Source organism: Pandoraea sp. 64-18, assembly GCF_001899225.1.
Classification (GTDB): Bacteria; Pseudomonadota; Gammaproteobacteria; order Burkholderiales; family Burkholderiaceae; genus Pandoraea; species Pandoraea cepalis.
In genome coordinates this window covers 109,147-130,040 of sequence record NZ_MKVU01000005.1, presented here as the reverse complement: position 1 = coordinate 130,040, position 20,894 = coordinate 109,147, and the positions used below count along the sequence as shown (strand labels likewise).

Genomic DNA, 20,894 nt, shown 5'->3' with positions numbered 1-20,894 from the left:
GAAACCGGGTGATGGCGAGTACCAGGAGTAGTGGACTCGACATGCTTTTTTGGGGGAATCTGGGGGCCGTCGTTGTCATCCGGTTTCGCCGTTGGCGATCACGCGGCGCAGCAGGCTCTTCAGGAAACCCACTTCCTCTACGGAGAACCCGCGCATCAGATGATCGGCGGCACGCACGAAGATGTCCGGCATCCGGTCGGCCATGGCGTATCCGGCTTCGGTCGCACTCAGGTTCACCGTGCGGCGATCCATCTTGCTGCGCTCGCGCACGAGCAAGCCTTGCGCTTCAAGCCGGTCGAGAAGACGCGTCACCGCACTCGCGTCGATACAGTAGTCGCGAGCCAGATCGGCCGCCGTCTTGCTCTTGCCCGTGGCCACCTTGTAAAGCATGGTCGCCTGGGTGCTCGTCAAGCCGTATTGCGACGTTTCGTTGGTCAGCTCTGCCAGGATCAACTGGCGCACGCGGGAGACAAGATACCCCAGCGAGTTGTCGATGTCGTAGGCGCAGCGCGGAGGATCGCTCTGGGGGGCATCCGGCGGCGACGTCGGCGCGGCATCGGAAGAGGAAGCGGACGGATCGATCATTTTCGTGCTGCTGCAATAGTTGACTTGTCACGATTATAGCGGTTACTTAATAAATTTCAAGGCCATGCAATAGTTGACTAGGCAAATATTTCGACCAAAATTGGAGCTAACGTTCTAAATGGATGTGTGGCGGGGGGCGAGGGGGTATGGCAGGGGAGTGGCATCTCGATGAATGCGACGCCGTCGACGTTCCCGCGCAGGGGCCGTTGCTGCATTGCAGAAAGACCATGACGTAAGACACGCGCAAGTGGTAGAATCGCGGATTCTCCAAAGGCTTTTTTCGAGCACCTCTTCATGACCCGCGCTCTCCGTAATATCGCCATCATCGCGCACGTCGACCACGGCAAAACCACGCTCGTCGACCAACTGCTGCGCCAGTCGGGCACCTTCCGCGAAAACCAGCAAGTTGCTGAACGCGTGATGGACTCGAACGACATTGAAAAAGAGCGCGGCATCACGATCCTCGCCAAAAACTGCGCCGTCGAATACGAAGGCACGCACATCAACATCGTCGACACGCCGGGACACGCGGACTTCGGCGGTGAAGTGGAGCGTGTGCTTTCGATGGTCGACAGTGTGCTGTTGCTCGTCGACGCCGTCGAAGGCCCGATGCCGCAAACGCGCTTCGTGACCCGCAAGGCCCTCGGCCTCGGTCTGAAGCCGATCGTCGTGGTCAACAAGATCGACCGTCCGGGCGCGCGTCCGGATTGGGTGATCAACCAGACGTTCGACCTGATGGACAAGCTGGGTGCCACCGACGAGCAGCTCGACTTCCCGGTCGTCTACGCGTCGGCCCTGAACGGTTTCGCGAGCCTCGACTCCGATGTGCGCGAAGGCACGATGCGCCCGCTGTTCGACGCGATTCTCGAACACGTGCCGGTCCGCGAAGCCGATGTCGACGCCCCGCTGCAACTGCAGATCAGCTCGCTCGACTACTCGACGTTCGTTGGCCGTATCGGTATTGGCCGTATTACGCGCGGTCGCATCAAGCCGGGTCAGCAAGTGGTGATGCGCTTTGGTCCGGAAGGCGAAGTGCTCAAGCGCAAGATCAATCAGGTGCTGACGTTCCGCGGTCTGGAGCGTGTGATGTCGGACGGCGCGGAAGCCGGCGACATCGTGCTGATCAACGGGATTGAAGACGTGGGTATCGGCGCAACGATTTGCGACGTCGACACGCCGGAAGCCTTGCCGCTGCTGACGGTAGACGAGCCGACGCTGACCATGAACTTCTGCGTGAACACGTCGCCGCTGGCCGGCCGTGAAGGCAAGTTCGTGACGAGCCGTCAAATTCGCGACCGTCTGCACAAGGAACTCAATCACAACGTAGCGCTGCGCGTGAAAGACACCGCCGAAGATTCCGTCTTCGAAGTGTCCGGCCGTGGCGAACTGCACCTGACGATTCTCATCGAGAACATGCGTCGCGAAGGCTACGAACTGGCCGTGTCGCGTCCGCGCGTGGTGCTCAAGGAAATCGACGGCGTGAAGCATGAGCCGTACGAAATGCTGACCATCGACCTGGAAGACGATCACCAGGGCGCGGTCATGGAAGAAATCGGCCGCCGCAAGGGCGAAATGCTGGACATGGTGTCGGACGGTCGCGGCCGTACGCGTCTTGAATACCGCATTCCGGCGCGTGGCTTGATCGGCTTCCAGGGCGACTTCCTGTCGATGACCCGCGGCACGGGCCTGATGAGCCACATTTTCGATGCTTACGCACCGCTCAAGGATGGCACGCTGGGCGAGCGTCGCAATGGCGTTCTGATCTCGCAGGACGACGGCGCTGCCGTGGCCTACGCGCTGTGGAAGCTGCAAGATCGCGGCCGCATGTTCGTGTCGCCGGGTGACGCCCTGTACGAAGGCATGATCATCGGTATCCATAGCCGTGACAACGACCTCGTGGTCAACCCGATCAAGGGGAAGCAGCTCACGAACGTGCGCGCGTCGGGCACCGACGAAGCCGTGCGCCTGGTGCCGCCGATCTCGATGAGCCTCGAGTACGCCGTGGAATTCATCGACGACGACGAACTGGTCGAAGTCACGCCGCAGACGATTCGCCTGCGCAAGCGCTACCTCAAGGAACACGAGCGCAAGCGCGCATCGCGTGAAGAGAAGTAAAGCCGGCGAGGGTGTCGTGGCGTAGCGGAGAAACTTCTGCTACGCGCCGATGCCAGTCTGTTGGAAAGAAAGCCGGTGCCTCGCACCGGCTTTTTTGTTATCCCTTTCGTTGACATCACTGAAGCCATTGCCAGACATGACCGACTTTGTGAGTACCGACATCCGCGGCCGCATCGGCTTTATCACCCTGACCCGCCCGAAGGCGCTCAATGCGCTCTCGCACGACATGATTCGTGCGATGGCCTCGACCCTCGATGCATGGCGCGACGATCCGCGCGTGCTCGCCGTCGTCCTGCGGGGCGAGGGGGAGAAGGGTTTGTGCGCGGGCGGCGACATTCGCTATTTCCACGAGGCGGTGAGCGCGAGGCGCACCGACATCATGGATTTCTTCACGGACGAGTACACGCTGAACTACACGATCGCCACCTACCCGAAGCCCTATATCGCGCTGATGGACGGCGTGGTGATGGGCGGCGGCATGGGCGTCTCGCAGGGGGCGGCGTTGCGCCTGGTCACGGAAGCCACGCGCATGGCAATGCCCGAGACGGCCATCGGACTGTTTCCCGATGTGGGCGGCGGGCACTTTCTCGCGAATCTTGCCGGTCATCTTGGCGAGTACCTTGGCACGACGGGCGTGGTGTTCGGTGCCGTTGACGCATGCGAAATCGGTCTGGCCGACGCCGTGGTGCCGCGTACCGAATTACCGGTGCTCTGTGAACGGCTGGCGAGCGGCGATTGGCCGGACAGTGATGCGGTACTCGACGCGGCGCGCGCGTTCGCCCGGCAAAGCGTGCCGCCTGCCGGACTGGCCCCGGGCAAGCTTGCGCCGCTGCGCGACGTGATCGACCATCACTTCGGCCTGCCGGATCTGCCGGCCATCCTGGCGTCGCTCAAGCGGGAAGCCCGCTGCGAGTTCTCCGGCTGGGCGCAAGAGACGGAAGATCTGTTGCGTGCCAAGCGCTCGCCGCTGATGGTTTGCGTCACGCTGGAACAGGTGCGCCGCGCACGCAAGCTGTCACTCGCGGACGAGTTGCGCGACGAGTGGCTGATGATGCGCTGTGTCTTCAATCTCGACGGCCGTACCGGGGCGGAGGGTGTTGAAGGCATTCGCGCAATGGTCGTCGACAAGGATCATGCGCCGCGCTGGCAGCACGGCAGCATCGAAGCGGTCACGCCCGCCGACATCGCGCGATTCTTCGATGGCGATCGGCATGGCGCGGACCATCCACTGCGCGAACTCGGGCGATAAGTCCGTCGCGCCATGGAGGGTCGCGGTGGCCCGAGGGCTTATACCGCAGCCTGACAGAACTGATCGCCAACGGCCAGATCGAGTTTGCGGCAGATGTCGGCGATGCTGCCGACCATCACGATGTGCGACATGTCGCGATACACGCGCACCTCGTGCCCACCTTGCGTGTCGCGTTGCTGAACGTCTCGCACGCTGCGCGACGCCTTGACCGCTTTTCCGGTCGGGCACGCGCGACGCGAGGCCGACGCCATGGCAGCGGCGAGTGTACGGGGCAGGGCCGTGGAGCGCGAGCGCGCAGGCACGGTGTACGAGCGTGCGATGGCCGGGGCGGCGGCAAACGGGCCGGACAGGGCCGACAGCCCGTACACCGCAGACAGACGCGCCTGCGACGGCACGCGGACGCGCGGTTGACCAAAAGACGTACGCAGCAAACCAAAGAGTCGAGCCATGATGCGATCCTTCCTCCAATGTGGGTCTGAGGGGCGCGTCCTGCCACGACCTTCACAAATCGCGGGCGCAGCAGGGCACGGGCGCCGGACCCAGCCCGGCGCAGTCGGAAATGCGAAACTTCAGTGAGTGGGCTGCTGCGTGATCGAGACGCGGCGCAGTACCCAGGTCTGCGTCTAGAGGTCGTTGTTGCGGATCAGGCCGACCGCAATCCCTTCCAGCGCAAAGTCACCGCTGCCTTCATTGACATCGATGTTCTCGAAGTCGGGGTTTTCGGCGATCAACTCGACGCCGCCGGGCACACGGTGAAAACGTTTGACGGTCACATCGTCGCCAATGCGTGCCACGACAATCTGGCCCTCTCGCGCGTCGGCGGCTTTCTGTACCGCCAACAGATCGCCGTCGAGAATGCCCGCGTCTCGCATGGACATACCGCGCACCTTCAACAGGTAATCGGGCTGGCGCGCGAACATGTTCGGGTCGCACTGAAAGTTGCGTTCGATATGTTCCTGCGCCAGGATCGGGCTACCTGCGGCAACGCGCCCGACGAGCGGCAGCGACAGTTGCATCAGGCCCATATGCGGCAAGGTGAACTGATGCATGCCGCCCGCTTCGTCGAGCCGCTTGAGGCGGATGCCGCGCGATTGGCCTGCGGCCAGTTCGATCACCCCTTTGCGCGCCAGCGCCCGCAGGTGCTCCTCCGCGGCGTTGGCGGAAGAGAAGCCGAGTTCGGCGGCGATCTCGGCGCGCGTCGGCGGAAAGCCGGTGCGCTCGATCGCTTGTCGGACCAGTTCGTAGACCTGCTGTTGACGAGCAGTAAGTTTGATCATGGCATCACTGTATGGAAGCACAGGTGGCTGTATTTTTGTACAGTGTTTGTAAAAACGCAAGGGAAAACTTCGTCGCCTGCAGGATGTGTCTGTCCCACGCCCGCGTCGTGGGACCCCCGCGGGATCAAACCGGCGTCGGTATGAGCGGGCTAATCCATGATTTGATATAAACAATCGTATAAATATTATTTTTAAGTATTTAGCTGTCCCCATAGACTGGCCTCCTACACACGAAAGAACACGAGGGAGCGCAAGTCATGGGTCAAGTGATACGGGGGGGAAAAGCCAGGGCGCTGGCGATCGCACTGGGAGGGCTGGCACTGACTGCCGGGCTGTCGCTTCAGGCGCGCGCCGCGAGTTTTTCCCTGCTCAACGTGTCGTATGACCCGACGCGTGAGCTATATGCCGACTACAACAAGGCATTCGAGGCGCACTACAGGCAGACCACGGGCGACACGGTGACGCTCAAGGCCTCGCATGGCGGCTCGGGCAAGCAGGCCCGTACGGTACTCGACGGCGCACCGGCCGACGTCGTGACGCTCGGCATCTCCGCCGACATCGACGAACTGGCGCAGGCCGGACTCGTGAACAAAGATTGGCAGAAGCGTCTGCCCGATAACGCCACGCCATACACGTCGACCATCGTGTTGCTCGTGCGCAAGGGCAACCCCAAACACATCAAGGACTGGAACGACCTCACCAGGCCGGGCATCAGCGTGGTCACGCCGAACCCGAAGACGTCGGCCGGCGCCCGCTGGAATTACCTCGCTGCATGGCTTTACGCGCTAAAGCAGCCAGGCGGCAACGAGCAGACCGCCCAGGCCTTTGTCGCGGCGCTCTACCGCAACGTGGGGGTACTCGATTCCGGCGCGCGAGGCGCCACCACGACCTTCGTCGAGCGCGGCATCGGCGACGTGCTGATCGCCTGGGAAAACGAGGCGCTGCTCTCGGTGAAGGATCTCGGTCCGGACAAGTTCGACATCGTCGTGCCGTCGTCGTCGATTCTCACGGAGCCGCCGGTCGCCGTGGTCGACAAGAACGTCGACAGGCACGGAACTCGCAAAGCCGCTGAAGCCTATCTGCAATGGCTGTATTCGCCGCAAGGGCAGGAGATCGCCGCGAAGCACTTCTATCGTCCACGCTCGCCGGACATCGCCAGGAAGTATGCCTCGCAGTATCCGAAGCTCAAGCTCTACACGGTCGACGCCGATCTGGGCGGGTGGACGAAAACGCAGGCCAAGCATTTTGCCGACGGTGGCATCTTCGACCAGATCTACACGAAGAAGTGACCCCCAGGGCCCGAGAAGACAAAGGGATGCAAGCGTGAGTACCGTACTGTTTCCGCTCTGGCGCAAGCCGAGTGCTTTGCCAGGATTTGGCCTGACGATGGGCTACACGGTCGGCTATCTGAGCCTCGTGGTGTTGGTGCCGCTGCTGATGGTTTTCATCAAGGCCAGCTCGCTCGATTGGGCGAGCTTTATCGCCGCCGTGAGTTCGCCGCGCGTGTTGGCCTCATACCGCCTCACGTTCGGCCTGTCGCTCGCGGCGGCCATGCTCAACGCCGTGTTCGGTGTCGTGCTGGCGTGGGTGCTCGTGCGCTACTCATTCCCCGGCAAGCGTTTCGTCGATGCGCTGATCGACCTGCCATTTGCCTTGCCGACGTCGGTCGCGGGGATCGTGCTGGCCTCGATCTACGCGCCGAACGGCTGGATCGGACGCTGGTTCGCGCTGCTCGATCTCAAGATCGCGTTTACGCCGTTGGGCATCTTCGTGGCGCTGACATTTATCGGATTGCCGTTCGTTGTGCGCACGCTCCAGCCGGTGCTCGAGGAATTTGAACGCGAACAGGAAGAGGCCGCCGCGTGTCTGGGCGCAACACGTTGGCAGACACTGCGTCACGTCATTCTCCCCGCGGTGCTGCCTGCGCTACTGACCGGTTTTGCGCTGGCGTTTGCGCGCGCGGTGGGGGAGTACGGCTCGGTCATCTTCATTGCCGGCAACATTCCGATGGTCTCGGAAATCACGTCACTGCTGATCGTCACCAAGCTCGAGCAGTACGACTATGCGGGCGCCGCGGCACTGGCTGTGGTGATGCTGGTGATCTCGTTCGTGTTGCTGCTGCTGATCAATGCCCTGCAATGGTGGCTGCAACGCCGCCATGCGGGCCGACGCGCCAGTGGCGCTTGATTCAAGAGAACGTCTCGCTCATGTCCGATTCACTTGCGCTGTCGCGCGCCTTGCTGCAACCGATCCAGGCCCGCCAGGTCAATCCGACCGACGAGCCGGCGTTCGTCAAGGGCGCACTCATTGCCGTGGCGCTGTTGTTCTTCGCTTTGTTTCTGCTCTTGCCGCTCGCGTCGGTCTTCGTCACCGCGCTGGGCAAAGGCTTCCCCGCGTATTGGGACGGGTTGACGAACGACGACGCGCTGTCAGCGCTTCGTCTCACGCTGCTGGTCGCCGTCATTGCCGTGCCGCTGAACCTGGTGTTCGGTGTGGCGGCGTCGTGGGCGATTGCGCGTTTCGACTTCAAGGGCAAGAGCGTGTTGACGACGCTCATCGACTTGCCGTTCTCGGTCTCGCCGGTGATCGCGGGCATCACGTTCCTGCTGATCTTCGGTCGTCAGGGGCCGCTGTGGGACTTTCTCGACGCGCACAACCTGAAGGTCGTGTTCGCGCTGCCTGGACTGATACTCGCGACGGTGTTCGTCACGTTCCCATTCGTCGCGCGCGAATTGATCCCGCTCATGCAGGCGCAGGGCAGCGAAGAGGAGGAGGCGGCGCGCGTGCTGGGGGCCAGCGGGTGGCAGATATTCACGCGCGTGACGCTGCCGAAAATCAAATGGGGCCTGCTGTATGGCGTGATCCTTTGCAATGCCCGGGCGATGGGTGAGTTCGGTGCCGTGTCGGTCGTCTCCGGCCATATTCGCGGCGAGACGAACACGCTGCCGCTGCACGTGGAAATTGAATACAACGACTACCACACGGTGGGCGCGTTCGCGGCGGCGTCGATTCTCGCGATGCTCGCGCTCGCCACGCTGGCGCTGAAGCTGTGGGCTGAGCGCAAGCTGGCGCAGGACAAGGCAGCGCGTCGCGAAGACGTCGTGCCGGCCTGAGCCGATATTGATTCGAGGAGCAAGACCATGAGCATTCAGGTACAACGGGTGTCAAAACGCTTCGGCGATTTTGCGGCGCTCGATGATGTCACGCTGGAATTCCCGACAGGCGAACTGGTCGCGCTGCTGGGGCCGTCCGGCTGCGGCAAGACCACACTGCTGCGTATCGTCGCGGGCCTGGAGTTCGCCGACGCCGGTCGCGTCGTGCTCAACGGCGAGGACGTGGCGACGGTCGGCACGCGCGAGCGTCAGGTCGGCTTCGTGTTTCAGCACTATGCGCTCTTCCGTCACATGACCGTGTTCGAGAATGTGGCGTTCGGGCTGCGCGTGAAGTCGCGCCGCGAGCGGCTCACGGACGCGCAGATCCGCGCCAAGGTGCATGAACTGCTTGGCCTGGTGCAGCTCGACTGGCTGGCCGATCACTATCCGGCGGAACTCTCGGGCGGTCAGCGTCAGCGCATTGCGTTGGCGCGTGCACTGGCCGTCGAGCCGAAGGTGCTGCTGCTCGACGAACCGTTCGGGGCGCTTGATGCCAAGGTGCGCAAGGAATTGCGTAGCTGGCTTCGCCGTCTGCACGACGAGCTGCACATCACCACGATCTTCGTCACGCACGACCAGGAAGAGGCGCTCGAAGTGGCCGACCGTATAGTGCTGATGAATCGCGGCAGCGTCGAACAGATCGGCGCGCCACAGGACGTGTACGACACGCCGCACAGCCCGTTCGTCTATGAGTTTCTCGGCGCCGTGAACCGGCTGCCGGGCGAGTTGCGCACGCACGACTTCATTGCCGATGTCGGTGCCGGTGCCGGCGCGTTTCGCGTGACGGTGCACAAGGACGATTTGCCCGCTGCGCCGCCGGACGGTCGCGTGATGGCGTATGTGCGTCCGCACGATCTTGCGCTGCTGCCGGCGCACGACGGTGGGCCGGGGATCGACGTGGCCGTGCGCCGCGCCATTCCGCTGGGCGGCACCGTGCGCGTGGAACTTGCCGCGCCGGGAGGGGCGGTGTGGGAAGCGGAACTGACTCGCGCTGGCTGGCAGGCGCTCGGCGCGCAAAGTGGTGCGCCGATGCGGGCGGTGCCGCGTCAGTTGCGGGTGTTTGCCGCGCCGGCGTGAGCCGCACGACAAAACGACGGCGCTAGTCCACGCGACCTGGGGGCGCCACGCCTAACGACCTGACAGACGATCTAACCAACGACCGGACAAGACGTAGCGAACAAGGCCTAGCAAATACGACGTAGCAAATACGACGTAGCAAACACGACGTAGCAAACACGACGTAGCAAACACGACGTCACGTACAGGACCTTACGAACAAGACGTCATGAACAAGACGTCATGAACCGGCAAGCCACAGGGTGGAGTCCCCTCATGAATTTTCAGCAATTGCGCTACGTGCGCGAAGCCGTTCGGCAGAATCTCAACCTGACGGAAGCCGCCAGTGCGCTGTACACGTCGCAGTCGGGCGTGAGCAAGCAGATCAAGGATCTCGAAGACGAACTGGGCGTGGATGTTTTCGTGCGTCGCGGCAAGCGGCTCACGGGGCTGACCGAGCCAGGCAAGGCCGTGCTGCAACTGATCGAGCGCATGTTGCTCGACGCCGAGAACTTGCGCCGTGTGGCGCGTCAGTTCGCGGATCAGGACAGCGGCCATCTCGTGCTGGCGACGACCCACACGCAGGCGCGCTATGCGCTGCCGCAGGTCATCAAGCAATTCACGAGCGTGTTCCCAAAGGTGCAACTGGCGTTGAGGCAGGGCAGCCCGCGTCAGATTGCACAGATGGTGATCGACGGCGAGGCCGACATCGGCATCACGACCGAGGCGCTCGATCGCTTTCCCGATATCGTCACGTTCCCGTGCTACTCGTGGCATCACGTCGCCGTCGTGCCGAAGGATCATCCGCTCGTCGGGCGAGCGGGCGTCACGCTGGCGGAGATCGCCGACTATCCAATCATCACCTATGACGGCGACTTCACGGGGCGCTCGCACGTGGACAAGGCGTTCTCGGACCAGGGTCTGGTGCCGGACATCGTGCTCACCGCGCTCGATACGGACGTGATCAAGACATACGTCGAGCTGGGATTGGGGGTGGGGATCGTGGCGGCGATGGCTGTCGATCCGCGCAAGGACCAGGATCTGGTGGTGCTGGAACTCGACAACGCGTTCGAGCCGAGCACGACGCGCATCGGCGTTCGCCGCGGGGCGTTTCTGCGCTCGTATGCTTACCGCTTCATCGAAATGCTCGCCCCGGCGCTCAAGGAGCAGGACATCTCGACGCAACTGCGCGAAGCGCTTGAATTTGCGGCCTGATGCGTCGTCGCGCCGGGCCGCATGGGCGGCCTGCTCAAGCGGCGCCGGGCGTTGCCTGATGTCGTCCCGCGTTGTCGGGCGCGCCGCTGCCCGTCGGCCGTGACCCGGCCGCGATCCCGTTCAACGCGGCGGGTTCCATATTTTCAGCGATTGGGAAGCCGGGCAGTATTGGATACAATTACTGCCATGACTTCGACCTCATTCAACCCGATTCCCCACTACACGGTGTCATCGGGCGATCTGCCGCGCATTGCGTTGCTCGCCACGGGTGGCACGATCGCGGGCAGCGCGTCCGACGCCACGCGTACCGCCGCTTATCAAGCCGGGGCGCTCGGTGTCCAGGACTTGCTCGCGGCGGTTCCGGCGCTGGGCAGCGTTGCGCATATCCACGCGGAGCAGGTCGCGCAGATCGATAGCAAGGACATGAGCGTGGCGCTTTGGCAGAAGCTGGCCGCGCGCGTGAATGCGTTGCTCTCGCAGCCCGATGTGGCCGGTGCGGTGATTACCCATGGCACCGATACGCTCGAAGAAACGGCGTACTACCTGCATCTGACGGTCAACAGTCGCAAGCCGGTGGTGCTGACCGCGGCGATGCGGCCCGCGACGGCGCTCTCGGCTGACGGCCCGCTCAACCTGCTCAACGCCGTGCGCGTGGCCACCGACCCGATTTCGGCCGGGCGCGGCGTGATGGTCGCCATCAACAACCAGATTCATTGCGCGCGCGACGTCATCAAGACGAGTACCTACAAGGTCGATGCGTTTCACTCGCCGGAGATCGGCGTGCTTGGCTGGGTGCAGGACGAGCGCGTGGCGTATCAACGTGCGGCGTTGCAGTACCACACCGTCGAAAGCGAGTTCGTCGGGCTGTCGGGCGAGTTGCCGGCTGTCGAGGTGGTCTCGAGTTATGCGGGGGTGTCGCGGATCGCCGTCGACGCCCTGGTGGAAGCCGGCGTGCAGGGCATCGTGGTGGCGGGCACGGGCAACGGCTCGCTGCATTCATTGCTGCAACAGGCGCTGGCCGAAGCGGTGCAGCGCGGTGTGACGGTCGTGCGCGCCGCGCGGGTGGGCAGCGGACATGTCATGCACAACGGCGCGGCACCCGACGATCAGTATGGCTTCGTGAGCGCAGGCAACCTGCATCCGTTCAAGGCGCGTGTCTTGCTGATGCTCGCGTTGCAGGCGGGCGTGCCGCGCGAGCGCATGCAGAGCTTGTTTGACGAGTATTGAACCAGCCAAGCGCCAGCGCATAAAAAAGCGACCCTCAACGAAAAGGCGCCGAACCTTGCGGCCCGGCGCCCGTCGTCATCCACCGCATCTCCCTGATGGCCTGACGCTCCCTACGCGGTCAATGCTTTACGCCACGGTATGGTTAGCCAGCATTTCCAGCGCGCGCACCATGCCCGAGTGATCCCACGCGGCGCCGCCGTTTGCGGCACACGCGTTGAACAGCTCCTGGCACGTGGCCGTGTTCGGCAGCGACACGCCGAGGGCCTTGGCGCTCTGCAGCGCCAGATTCAGATCCTTCTGGTGCAGGGCAATGCGGAAGCCCGGTTCGAAGTTGCGCTTGACCATGCGCTCGCCGTGCACTTCGAGAATGCGCGACGATGCGAAGCCGCCCATCAGCGCCTCACGCACCTTCGCGGGATCGGCACCGGCCTTCGACGCGAACAGCAAAGCCTCACCTACGGCTTCGATCGTCAGCGCGACCACGATCTGGTTGGCGACCTTGCAGGTCTGGCCGGCACCGCTCTCGCCCACGAGCGTGATGTTCTTGCCCATCAGTTCGAAGAACGGCTTCACATCGTCGAACGCCGCTTGCGAGCCGCCGACCATGATCGACAGCGTGGCGCCTTTTGCGCCGACTTCACCGCCCGAGACCGGGGCGTCGAGGTATTCGCAGCCCAGCGCCTTGACCTTCTTGGCGTATTCCTTCGTTTCGATCGGCGAGATGGAGCTCATGTCCACGACGATCTTGCCTGCCGACAGGCCTTCGGCCAGACCGTCCTGACCGAACAGGACGGCACCCACATCAGGGGTATCCGGCACCATCACGAAGACGATGTCGGCGCGTTTGGCGACTTCCTTGGCCGACGTGCAAACCGTGGCCTGACCGTCGATCAGGTCTTGCGGGGGCGTGCGGCGCTCATACAGGAACAGCTTGTGACCGGCATTTTGCAGATGCTTCGCCATCGGCGCGCCCATGATGCCCAGACCAATGAAACCGAGTTGTGCCATTTCGTAACTCCTTGTTGCCAAAGTGTGATGTGGTGTCGCTGACGCTCAGACGAGCGGGGCGGTGACGCCTTATCGCGGCGCCCCCGTGCTCCGGCCGCATGCCCCCTGCATGCGGCCGGCGGGGCCCTTCCTCGTCGAAACCCGGTCAGCCGGCGCACCGCCTCGGGCGGATACGCCTTCGTTTCTTCCGCGTGCCACCGGGGGAGGTGTCGCGCGGTGGGTATGGGGGCGCGTAGGAATTACGCCGCTTCGCGCAGCCCCGCTGCCTTGAACCAGCCGAGGCCCTCGGTCGTGGTGGTGGCCGGTTTGTACTCGCAACCGATCCATCCTTGGTAGCCAATGCGGTCGAGGAACGCGAACAGGTAGGCGTAGTTGATCTCGCCCGTGCCCGGCTCGTTGCGGCCCGGGTTGTCCGCCAGTTGCACGTGAGCGATGCGCGCCAGATTCGTCTCGATGGTCTTGGCGAGTTCGCCTTCCATGCGCTGCATGTGATAGATGTCGTACTGCAGGAACAGGTTGTCCGAACCCACGGCGTCGAAGATCTCCAACGCCTGCTTCGTGCGGTTCACGAAGAAGCCGGGAATGTCGTACGTGTTGATCGGCTCGACCAGCAGTCGGATGCCTTCGGCCTTGAGGGCATCGGCGGCGAAGCGCAGGTTACCCACGAGCGTGTCTTGCGCGACTTGCGTCGACAGGTCCGCGCCTTGCTTGCCCACGAGGCAGTTCAGTTGCTTCACACCCAGCGCCTTGGCGTAGGTGATGGCTTCGCCCACGCCGTCGCGGAATTCGGCCACGCGCTCGGGGAAGATCGCGATGCCGCGCTCGCCCGCATCCCAGTTGCCGGCGGGCAGGTTGTGCAGCACGAGATCGAGCTGGTACTGGTTCAGCTTGTCAGCGATCTGGTCGCGATGAAACGCGTACGGGAACAGGAACTCCACGCCGCGAAAGCCCGCTGCGGCGGCCGCCTTGAAGCGGTCGAGGAACGGCACCTCGTTGAACAGCATGGTCAGATTGGCGGCAAATTTCGGCATTGCGCTGACTCCTCTTTCTCTCTTTTAGGGGGTGGTTTCGACGATTTCGATGCCAGGGTGTTGCAAGGTTGCGGGGCGCCTGCTTTTTTCGTTCAAGGGGTCTAGCCGAGAGCGCAGGGGACGCACGCGCCCCGCAAACCGTTTTACAGCGTTGACTTACGCCGACACTGCGTTGTCTTCTTCCACCACGTCGATGATGTCTTCGAACTCGTTGACGTTGTTGATCTCGGTGCCCATCGCAATGTTGGTCACACGCTCGAGAATCACTTCCACGATCACCGGCACGGAGAACTCGGCCATCAGCTTGCGGGCCTGGGCGAACGCCGGCTGGATGTCGTTCGGCTGGAACACACGGATCGCCTTCACGCCGAGGCCTTCGGCCACCTTCACGTGATCGACGCCGTAACCGTTGACTTCCGGCGAGTTCACGTTCTCGAACGCGAGCTGCACGCAGTAGTCCATGTCGAAGTTGCGCTGCGCCTGACGGATCAGGCCCAGGTACGAGTTGTTCACGACCACGTGGATGTACGGCACCTTGAACTGCGCGGCCACGGCCAGTTCTTCGATCATGAACTGGAAGTCATAGTCGCCCGAGATCGCCACCACGTCCGACGACGGCGAGGCAACCTTCGCCCCGATGGCGGCCGGCACCGTCCAGCCCAGCGGGCCTGCCTGGCCGCAGTTGATCCAGTGGCGTGGCTTGTTCACGTGCAGGAACTGCGCGGCGGCGATCTGCGACAGACCGATGGTCGAGACATAGCGCACATCGCGACCGAAGAATGCGTTCATTTCCTGATACACGCGCTGCGGCTTGATCGGCACCTGATCGAAGTCCGTGCGGCGCAGCATGGTGCGCTTGCGCTTCTGGCAATCGGCCACCCATTGCGCACGATCCGGCAGACGGCCGGCGGCCTTCAGTTCCTTGGCAACTTCCACGAACAGCGTGAGCGCGGCCTTGGCGTCGGAGACGATGCCGTAGTCCGGACCGAACACGCGGCCGATTTGCGTCGGCTCGATGTCGACGTGCACGAACTTGCGGCCCTTGGTGAACACGTCGACGCTGCCCGTGTGGCGATTGGCCCAGCGGTTGCCGATGCCCATCACGAAGTCCGACGCGAGCATCGTCGCATTGCCGAAGCGATGCGAGGTCTGCAGTCCGACCATGCCGGCCATGAGCGGATGGTCGTCGGCAATGGTGCCCCAGCCCATGAGCGTGGGCACGACCGGCACGTTCACGGTCTCGGCGAACTCGACGAGCAGGTCGGCGGCGTCGGCATTGATCACACCACCGCCCGAGACGATAAGCGGGCGCTCCGATGCGACCAGCATCTGAATGGCCTTCTCGATCTGGGCGCGCGTGGCCGCGGGCTTGTACACCGGCAGCGGTTCGTAGGTGTCCGGATCGAATTCGATCTCGGCAACCTGCACGTCGAACGGCAGATCGATGAGCACCGGACCCGGACGGCCCGAGCGCATCAGGTGGAATGCCTGCTGGAACACGCGCGGCACGAGCGCGGGCTCGCGCACCGTCACGGCCCACTTGGTGACCGGCTTGGCGATCGTCTCGATGTCGACAGCCTGGAAATCTTCCTTGTACAGACGGGCGCGCGGCGCCTGACCCGTGATGCAGAGGATGGGAATCGAATCGGCCCAGGCGGAGTACAGGCCGGTAATCATGTCGGTGCCCGCAGGCCCCGAGGTGCCGATGCACAGGCCGATATTGCCGGCTTCGGCGCGGGTGTAACCTTCGGCCATGTGGGACGCGCCCTCGACGTGGCGTGCGAGCACGTGCTCCACGCTGCCGGCCTTGCGCATTGCCGAATAGAACGGGTTGATGGCAGCACCGGGCACACCGAATGCGGTGGTGACACCTTCTTTCTCGAGCACTCGAATTGCGGCCTCTACGGCGGTCATCTTGGCCATGTGACGTCTCCAATGGGTAATGAGTCAATGTGTTGGAAGCCACTTTAAGCCGGTACGATTTGTTTGATAAGATCACAAAAGATCGTTTTTTTAAGAACAAAAAGTATCGAATGGAGGGGGCATGGACCGATTCAAACAGATCGAAACCTTCGTGCAGGTGGCCGAAGCGGGCAGTCTGGCCGCCGCGGCCTTAAAGGAAGGGGTCTCGCCGGTGATCCTCGGAAGGCGCATCGACGCGCTCGAAAAGCGTCTGGGCATCAAGCTGATGTACCGCTCGACACGACGGCTTGCGTTGTCGGAAGAGGGCGGCGCGTTCCTAGAGCGGTGCAAACAGTTGCTCGGCGACTGGGAGATGGCCGAGAACGAAATCAGCGCGGGGCGTCATGCCGTTTCGGGGCACCTGATCGTGTCGGCGCCGGCGGCGTTCGGGCGCAAGCACGTCGCGCCGCATGCGCCGGCGTTCCTGCGCCTGCACCCCGAGGTGCAGATTTCGTTCAACCTGACCGACCGCGTGGTCGACCTCGTGCGCGAGGGGTACGACATGGGCATTCGCATCGGCGGCTCGGTCGATCCGAATTTCGTGGCTGTCAAACTCGCCCAGAACCGGCGCGTGGTGTGCGGCACCCCGGCATATTTCGCCCGCTACGGTCGTCCGAAGACGCTCGAAGACCTGGCCAGGCACAACTGCCTCGCGTTCAACCTGCAAGGCGGCCAGCAGCGCGGTTGGTACTTCAAGCGCCAGGGCAAGCTCGTGACGATTCGCGTGGCGGGCAGTCTGGACTGCAACGACGGCGAGTTGCTGCACCGCTGGTCACTGGAGGGCATCGGGCTGGGCTGGCGCTCGACGTGGGAAATCCAGCGCGAACTGCTCTCCGGCGAACTGGAGACCGTGCTCGACGAGTACGCGTTACCTGACTACGACATCCTCGCCGTGTACCCCCAACAGCGCTTCCAGCCCGCGCGGGTGCGCCTGTTCATCGAGCAACTGCGGCAAATCTATGCCCGTCCGAACTATTGGCTGGAAAACACTTGACCGGTCCTGATGAGACGGCAGTTGATGATCGACGTGAAATCCGCTAGAATCGCGGGTTCTGCAACCTTGCTGCACTGGTTTTGACGCCCGGGCGGCTTTGTCCATAAGGAGCTTATATATGCGTCATTATGAAATCGTATTTATCGTTCACCCCGATCAGAGCGAGCAAGTGCCTGCGATGATCGAGCGCTACAAGAGCATGGTGACGGCCAAGGCCGGTCAGATCCATCGCATCGAAGACTGGGGCCGTCGTCAACTGGCGTACATGATCGAGAAGCTGGCCAAGGCTCACTACGTCTGCATGAACATCGAATGCGACCAGGAAACCCTGGACGAGCTGGAACACGCATTCAAGTTCAACGACGCCGTGCTGCGCCACCTCGTGGTTCGCATGAAGAAGGCCGAGACCGCACCGTCGCCGATGATGAAGGAAGTGGCCCGCGAAGAAGCCAAGAAGGCTGCCGCGACGCCCGCGACCGAAGCTGCCGCATCGTAATTAGCGCACCGGAACGCATCAGGGAATCCACGGAAACGTCGACCGCGTGAATCGCTTACGGCTTGAAGCCAGCATCGTCGAAATCGGCACGCTGCGCTATACCCCAGCCGGGCTTCCCGTGATCGAGGTCACGCTGGCCTATGCGGGAACCGTCGAAGAGTCGGGCGTGGCCCGGCAAGTCGAGTTCTCGATGCCAGCCGTTGCGATCGGTCCCCTCAGTGCCAAAGTCATGGCGTTGGGACTGGAGAAACCGGCCCAGTGGGCAGGGTTTCTGGCCAAGAAGCATCGCAATAGCCGCACCCTGGTGTTTCACATCACAGCATTGCAAGTATTTGAAAAGGATTGTTGAACATGCCGCGTCCTAACGGTAAAAACAAGAAGTTTGATCGCCGCCGCCAACAGCAAAACCCGCTGTTCAAGCGCAAGAAGTTCTGCCGCTTCACCGTCGCTGGTGTTGACCAGATCGATTACAAGGATATCGAGACGCTGAAGGACTTCATCGGCGACAACGGCAAGATCACCCCGGCTCGCCTGACGGGCACCAAGGCGCACTACCAGCGCCAGCTCGACACGGCTATCAAGCGCGCGCGTTTCCTCGCGCTGATGCCGTACACCGATCTGCACGGTGCTTAATCGCCAGTCGACGAAGGAGAATAGATAATGCAAGTGATTCTGCTGGAAAAAGTCGTCAACCTGGGTAACCTGGGCGACATCGTGAAGGTCAAGGATGGTTTCGCACGTAACTTCCTGATCCCGACCAAGAAGGCGCGTCGCGCCACCAAGGACGCGATCGCCGAGTTCGAAGTTCGCCGTGCCGACCTGGAAAAGGCTGCCACCGAGAAGCTGGCTGCCGCACAAGCCGAAGGCGAAAAGCTGTCGGGCCTGACCGTGCAAATCTCGCAGAAGGCCGGCGTTGACGGTCGTCTGTTCGGTTCGGTCACCAACTTCGATATCGCCGAAGCCCTGGGCACCCAAGGTTTCAAGGTTGAAAAGATGCAAGTGCGCCTGCCGAATGGCCCGCTCAAGACCGTGGGTGACTTCCCGGTCCAAGTGTCGCTGCACACGGACGTCGTCGTCGACGTGAACGTGTCGGTGCTGGGCGAGCACGCGTAAGCCGTATCCGCGTCAGCTTCCCGACGCGAACAAAAAACGGAAGTCGGTCCGCCGGCTTCCGTTTTTTTATGTCTGTCCCCTCTGTGGTGTCGGTTGCCGGGCTTTCCGATGGCCGCGCATGCGCAGGTCTATGCCGACCGCGTCCCGGTTGCGCACTCCCTTCCACGTTCCTCACGTTCGATAGCGCTGCCTTATGTTGCCTCCCGGGAAACTGCTGAACAAAACACGTTCGGAAAAATCGCCGCGCAAGCGCGATTTCGCCGGATCGGATCGTGAGCGCGGGGGCGGTATAATGCCCGGCATGAACGCTCCCGATCCCCAACTCGATTCCCTCAAAGTGCCGCCGCACTCTATCGAGGCGGAGCAATCCGTGCTCGGTGGGCTGCTGCTCGACAACGGGGCGTGGGATCGAATCGGCGACTTTCTGGCTGAATCGGACTTCTACCGCTATGACCACCGGCTGATCTATCAGCACATCGGTCGGTTGATCGCCAGCGACCGTCCTGCCGACGTGATCACCGTTTTCGAATCGCTCACCTCGGCCGGCAAAGCCGAGGACGTGGGCGGGCTCGCCTACCTGAACGCCCTGGCGCAGAATACGCCGAGTGCCGCGAACATTCGTCGTTACGCGGAAATCGTGCGCGACCGTGCGGTGTTGCGCAAGCTCGTGACAGTCGCCGACGAAATTGCGTCAGATGCTTTCAATCCGCAGGGCAGGGAAGTGCGTCAGATGCTCGACGAGGCGGAAGCGAAGGTGTTTGCCATCGCGGAAGAAGGCTCGCGCAGCACGAACGGCTTCCTTGAACTGCAGCCGCTGCTCACGCAGGTGGTCGAGCGCATCGACGAGTTGTACCACCGCGAAGGCGGGAGCGACATCACCGGTATTCCGACGGGCTTCGTCGACCTGGATCGCATGACGTCGGGTTTCAACGGCGGCGATCTGATCATCGTGGCGGGCCGTCCTTCGATGGGTAAGACAACCTTCTCGATGAACATCGGCGAGCATATCGCCGTGGAAGAGGGGCTGCCGGTCGCCGTGTTCTCGATGGAAATGCCGGGCACGCAGCTGGCCATGCGTATGCTGGGGTCGGTGGGGCGTCTCGATCAGCATCGTCTTCGCACCGGCAAGCTGGTCGACGAAGACTGGCCGAAGCTCACGCACGCCATGCAGAAGATGAACGAGACGCAGCTTTTCGTCGACGAGACGCCTGCGCTCAATCCGATGGAGTTGCGCGCGCGCGCACGGCGTCTGGCACGTCAATGCGGCAAGCTGGGGCTGATCATCATCGATTACCTCCAGCTCATGAGCGGTTCGGGCAACGGCGAGAACCGCGCGACCGAAATCTCCGAGATTTCGCGTTCGCTCAAGGGGCTCGCCAAGGAGCTGAACGTGCCGGTGATCGCGCTCTCACAGCTCAACCGCAGTCTTGAACAACGCCCGAACAAGCGTCCGGTCATGTCGGACTTGCGTGAATCGGGTGCTATCGAACAGGATGCCGACATCATCCTGTTCATCTATCGCGACGAAGTGTACAACCCCGATACGCCCGACAAGGGCACTGCCGAGATCATCATCGCAAAACAGCGTAATGGTCCTATCGGTCAGGTGCGTCTGGCGTTCATCGGTGCGTATACCAAGTTCGACAATCTGGCCGGTCCCCAATATTGACGCATTGATTTCCGCCCATTCGTAAGGGCGTGCGGTAACGCGCGCCCGCAACGAGGTAGAATGTGACGTTTTTGTGTCGACCCGTCCCCTATTAATATCCGGAGTTTTCCAATAATGTTCGGTCGCTTCATGCCCACCGAGGGCAAGTTCTTTGAGCTGTTCAACCAGCACGCGGCGTGTATGGTTGCCGGCAGCCGCGAGCTGTCTGCCATGCTCAACGATCTGCCCAATGCCGAGGCACGCACCGTTGCCGTGCAGAACAACGAGAAGAAAGCGGATCGCATCACGCACGAGACCATCGACCTGATGCACAAGACGTTCATCACGCCGTTCGATCGCGATGAAATCCACAAGTTGATCAGCACGATGGACGACATCCTGGATCTGATGGAGGACGTGGCGACAGCCGTGTGGATGTACGACGTCAAGAGCGTGCCGTCCGAGGCGCGCACGCTGGGTGAGATTTGTGTGAAGTGTTGCGAACGGGTGCAAAGCACCGTGGCGCTGCTCAATGACATGGATCGCGCGCGCGAGATCCTGAAGCTCTGCGAGGAAATCGACGGGCTCGAATCGGACGCCGACCGCCTGTTGCGTGCGTCGCTCTCGAAGCTGTTTCGCGAAGAATCCGACGTGAAGGAGCTGATCAAGCAAAAGGCCGTGTCCGAATTGCTCGAATCGGTGACCGATAAGTGCGAGGACGTTGCCAACATCATCGAAGGCATTGTGCTGGAAAACGCCTGAGCGG

At 62.5% G+C, this 20,894-nt stretch carries 21 protein-coding genes; 15 read left to right on the top strand and 6 right to left on the bottom strand.

Annotated elements, in window-relative coordinates; translation table 11 throughout:
- Window positions 1-75: 75 nt before the first annotated feature.
- On the bottom strand, window positions 76-585 hold the full coding sequence (locus BGP02_RS02160; protein WP_261938710.1) for a MarR family winged helix-turn-helix transcriptional regulator: 510 nt from the start codon (window positions 583-585) through the stop codon (window positions 76-78).
- Window positions 586-879: 294 nt separating this feature from the next.
- Between BGP02_RS02160 and typA the strand changes: the two genes are divergently transcribed.
- A complete protein-coding gene (typA, locus tag BGP02_RS02155; protein ID WP_017232304.1) occupies window positions 880-2,700 on the top strand; it encodes a translational GTPase TypA in 1,821 nt (606 codons plus the stop codon).
- 136 nt (window positions 2,701-2,836) lie between these two features.
- On the top strand, window positions 2,837-3,949 hold the full coding sequence (locus BGP02_RS02150) for an enoyl-CoA hydratase/isomerase family protein (protein ID WP_017232303.1): 1,113 nt from the start codon (window positions 2,837-2,839) through the stop codon (window positions 3,947-3,949).
- 38 nt (window positions 3,950-3,987) lie between these two features.
- Here the strand turns inward: BGP02_RS02150 and BGP02_RS02145 are convergent, their stop codons facing one another.
- A complete protein-coding gene (locus BGP02_RS02145; RefSeq protein ID WP_017232302.1) occupies window positions 3,988-4,398 on the bottom strand; it encodes a hypothetical protein in 411 nt (136 codons plus the stop codon).
- 174 nt (window positions 4,399-4,572) lie between these two features.
- On the bottom strand, window positions 4,573-5,226 hold the full coding sequence (lexA, locus tag BGP02_RS02140) for a transcriptional repressor LexA (protein WP_017232301.1): 654 nt from the start codon (window positions 5,224-5,226) through the stop codon (window positions 4,573-4,575).
- A 257-nt stretch (window positions 5,227-5,483) separates the two neighbouring features.
- Here lexA and BGP02_RS02135 point away from each other — a divergent pair, with 257 nt between their 5' ends.
- The 6 genes from BGP02_RS02135 (at window position 5,484) to BGP02_RS02110 (ending at window position 11,876) form a co-directional block, all read left to right on the top strand.
- Window positions 5,484-6,515, top strand: coding sequence for a sulfate ABC transporter substrate-binding protein (locus tag BGP02_RS02135; protein ID WP_268567640.1), 1,032 nt, complete (start codon window positions 5,484-5,486; stop codon window positions 6,513-6,515).
- Window positions 6,516-6,612: 97 nt separating this feature from the next.
- Window positions 6,613-7,413 (top strand): sulfate ABC transporter permease subunit CysT, encoded by an 801-nt coding sequence (cysT, locus tag BGP02_RS02130; RefSeq protein WP_502688460.1) that lies wholly within the window; start codon window positions 6,613-6,615, stop codon window positions 7,411-7,413.
- Window positions 7,414-7,433: 20 nt separating this feature from the next.
- Complete coding sequence (cysW, locus tag BGP02_RS02125) at window positions 7,434-8,339, top strand: sulfate ABC transporter permease subunit CysW (RefSeq protein ID WP_261938706.1); 906 nt, start codon at window positions 7,434-7,436, stop codon at window positions 8,337-8,339.
- A gap of 27 nt (window positions 8,340-8,366) precedes the next feature.
- The gene (locus tag BGP02_RS02120) at window positions 8,367-9,455 is read left to right on the top strand and encodes a sulfate/molybdate ABC transporter ATP-binding protein (protein ID WP_286797543.1); all 1,089 of its coding nucleotides are present in this window, start codon (window positions 8,367-8,369) and stop codon (window positions 9,453-9,455) included.
- Between the two features lie 255 nt (window positions 9,456-9,710).
- Window positions 9,711-10,649, top strand: coding sequence for a CysB family HTH-type transcriptional regulator (locus BGP02_RS02115; RefSeq protein ID WP_017232296.1), 939 nt, complete (start codon window positions 9,711-9,713; stop codon window positions 10,647-10,649).
- Window positions 10,650-10,835: 186 nt separating this feature from the next.
- Window positions 10,836-11,876, top strand: coding sequence for an asparaginase (locus tag BGP02_RS02110; protein ID WP_017232295.1), 1,041 nt, complete (start codon window positions 10,836-10,838; stop codon window positions 11,874-11,876).
- Between the two features lie 126 nt (window positions 11,877-12,002).
- Here BGP02_RS02110 and glxR read toward each other — a convergent pair whose 3' ends face one another.
- From glxR to gcl, 3 genes are all read right to left on the bottom strand, one after another.
- The gene (gene glxR / locus BGP02_RS02105; RefSeq protein ID WP_255349092.1) at window positions 12,003-12,905 is read right to left on the bottom strand and encodes a 2-hydroxy-3-oxopropionate reductase; all 903 of its coding nucleotides are present in this window, start codon (window positions 12,903-12,905) and stop codon (window positions 12,003-12,005) included.
- Window positions 12,906-13,123: 218 nt separating this feature from the next.
- Window positions 13,124-13,915, bottom strand: coding sequence for a hydroxypyruvate isomerase (gene hyi / locus BGP02_RS02100; RefSeq protein ID WP_017232293.1), 792 nt, complete (start codon window positions 13,913-13,915; stop codon window positions 13,124-13,126).
- 156 nt (window positions 13,916-14,071) lie between these two features.
- Window positions 14,072-15,838 (bottom strand): glyoxylate carboligase, encoded by a 1,767-nt coding sequence (gcl, locus tag BGP02_RS02095; RefSeq protein ID WP_017232292.1) that lies wholly within the window; start codon window positions 15,836-15,838, stop codon window positions 14,072-14,074.
- A 121-nt stretch (window positions 15,839-15,959) separates the two neighbouring features.
- Here gcl and BGP02_RS02090 point away from each other — a divergent pair, with 121 nt between their 5' ends.
- The 7 genes from BGP02_RS02090 to BGP02_RS02060 all read left to right on the top strand — a co-directional run bounded on the left by BGP02_RS02090 (window position 15,960) and on the right by BGP02_RS02060 (window position 20,890).
- A complete protein-coding gene (locus BGP02_RS02090; RefSeq protein WP_017232291.1) occupies window positions 15,960-16,871 on the top strand; it encodes a LysR family transcriptional regulator in 912 nt (303 codons plus the stop codon).
- Window positions 16,872-16,989: 118 nt separating this feature from the next.
- Window positions 16,990-17,367: a 30S ribosomal protein S6 gene (gene rpsF, locus BGP02_RS02085; protein WP_017232290.1), complete on the top strand. Its 378-nt coding sequence runs from the start codon at window positions 16,990-16,992 to the stop codon at window positions 17,365-17,367.
- Window positions 17,368-17,413: 46 nt separating this feature from the next.
- Window positions 17,414-17,716 (top strand): primosomal replication protein N, encoded by a 303-nt coding sequence (gene priB, locus BGP02_RS02080; protein WP_017232289.1) that lies wholly within the window; start codon window positions 17,414-17,416, stop codon window positions 17,714-17,716.
- A gap of 2 nt (window positions 17,717-17,718) precedes the next feature.
- Window positions 17,719-18,000: a 30S ribosomal protein S18 gene (rpsR, locus tag BGP02_RS02075; RefSeq protein ID WP_017232288.1), complete on the top strand. Its 282-nt coding sequence runs from the start codon at window positions 17,719-17,721 to the stop codon at window positions 17,998-18,000.
- A gap of 27 nt (window positions 18,001-18,027) precedes the next feature.
- Window positions 18,028-18,480 carry a 50S ribosomal protein L9 gene (gene rplI / locus BGP02_RS02070; protein ID WP_017232287.1) on the top strand — a complete coding sequence of 151 codons (453 nt, stop codon included), beginning with the start codon at window positions 18,028-18,030 and terminating at the stop codon, window positions 18,478-18,480.
- Window positions 18,481-18,781: 301 nt separating this feature from the next.
- Complete coding sequence (locus tag BGP02_RS02065; RefSeq protein WP_026131664.1) at window positions 18,782-20,149, top strand: replicative DNA helicase; 1,368 nt, start codon at window positions 18,782-18,784, stop codon at window positions 20,147-20,149.
- A 114-nt stretch (window positions 20,150-20,263) separates the two neighbouring features.
- Window positions 20,264-20,890, top strand: a complete 627-nt coding sequence (locus BGP02_RS02060; protein ID WP_017232285.1) for a DUF47 domain-containing protein — start codon at window positions 20,264-20,266, stop codon at window positions 20,888-20,890.
- Window positions 20,891-20,894: the final 4 nt, after the last annotated feature.

Bases quoted from the DNA above. Each gene is read 5' to 3' on its own strand.
- BGP02_RS02160 (WP_261938710.1), bottom strand. From the start codon at position 585: ATGATCGATCCGTCCGCTTCCTCTTCCGATGCCGCGCCGACGTCGCCG.
- typA (WP_017232304.1), top strand. From the start codon at position 880: ATGACCCGCGCTCTCCGTAATATCGCCATCATCGCGCACGTCGACCAC.
- BGP02_RS02150 (WP_017232303.1), top strand. From the start codon at position 2,837: ATGACCGACTTTGTGAGTACCGACATCCGCGGCCGCATCGGCTTTATC.
- BGP02_RS02145 (WP_017232302.1), bottom strand. From the start codon at position 4,398: ATGGCTCGACTCTTTGGTTTGCTGCGTACGTCTTTTGGTCAACCGCGC.
- lexA (WP_017232301.1), bottom strand. From the start codon at position 5,226: ATGATCAAACTTACTGCTCGTCAACAGCAGGTCTACGAACTGGTCCGA.
- BGP02_RS02135 (WP_268567640.1), top strand. From the start codon at position 5,484: ATGGGTCAAGTGATACGGGGGGGAAAAGCCAGGGCGCTGGCGATCGCA.
- cysT (WP_502688460.1), top strand. From the start codon at position 6,613: ATGGGCTACACGGTCGGCTATCTGAGCCTCGTGGTGTTGGTGCCGCTG.
- cysW (WP_261938706.1), top strand. From the start codon at position 7,434: ATGTCCGATTCACTTGCGCTGTCGCGCGCCTTGCTGCAACCGATCCAG.
- BGP02_RS02120 (WP_286797543.1), top strand. From the start codon at position 8,367: ATGAGCATTCAGGTACAACGGGTGTCAAAACGCTTCGGCGATTTTGCG.
- BGP02_RS02115 (WP_017232296.1), top strand. From the start codon at position 9,711: ATGAATTTTCAGCAATTGCGCTACGTGCGCGAAGCCGTTCGGCAGAAT.
- BGP02_RS02110 (WP_017232295.1), top strand. From the start codon at position 10,836: ATGACTTCGACCTCATTCAACCCGATTCCCCACTACACGGTGTCATCG.
- hyi (WP_017232293.1), bottom strand. From the start codon at position 13,915: ATGCCGAAATTTGCCGCCAATCTGACCATGCTGTTCAACGAGGTGCCG.
- gcl (WP_017232292.1), bottom strand. From the start codon at position 15,838: ATGGCCAAGATGACCGCCGTAGAGGCCGCAATTCGAGTGCTCGAGAAA.
- BGP02_RS02090 (WP_017232291.1), top strand. From the start codon at position 15,960: ATGGACCGATTCAAACAGATCGAAACCTTCGTGCAGGTGGCCGAAGCG.
- rpsF (WP_017232290.1), top strand. From the start codon at position 16,990: ATGCGTCATTATGAAATCGTATTTATCGTTCACCCCGATCAGAGCGAG.
- rpsR (WP_017232288.1), top strand. From the start codon at position 17,719: ATGCCGCGTCCTAACGGTAAAAACAAGAAGTTTGATCGCCGCCGCCAA.
- rplI (WP_017232287.1), top strand. From the start codon at position 18,028: ATGCAAGTGATTCTGCTGGAAAAAGTCGTCAACCTGGGTAACCTGGGC.
- BGP02_RS02065 (WP_026131664.1), top strand. From the start codon at position 18,782: ATGAACGCTCCCGATCCCCAACTCGATTCCCTCAAAGTGCCGCCGCAC.
- BGP02_RS02060 (WP_017232285.1), top strand. From the start codon at position 20,264: ATGTTCGGTCGCTTCATGCCCACCGAGGGCAAGTTCTTTGAGCTGTTC.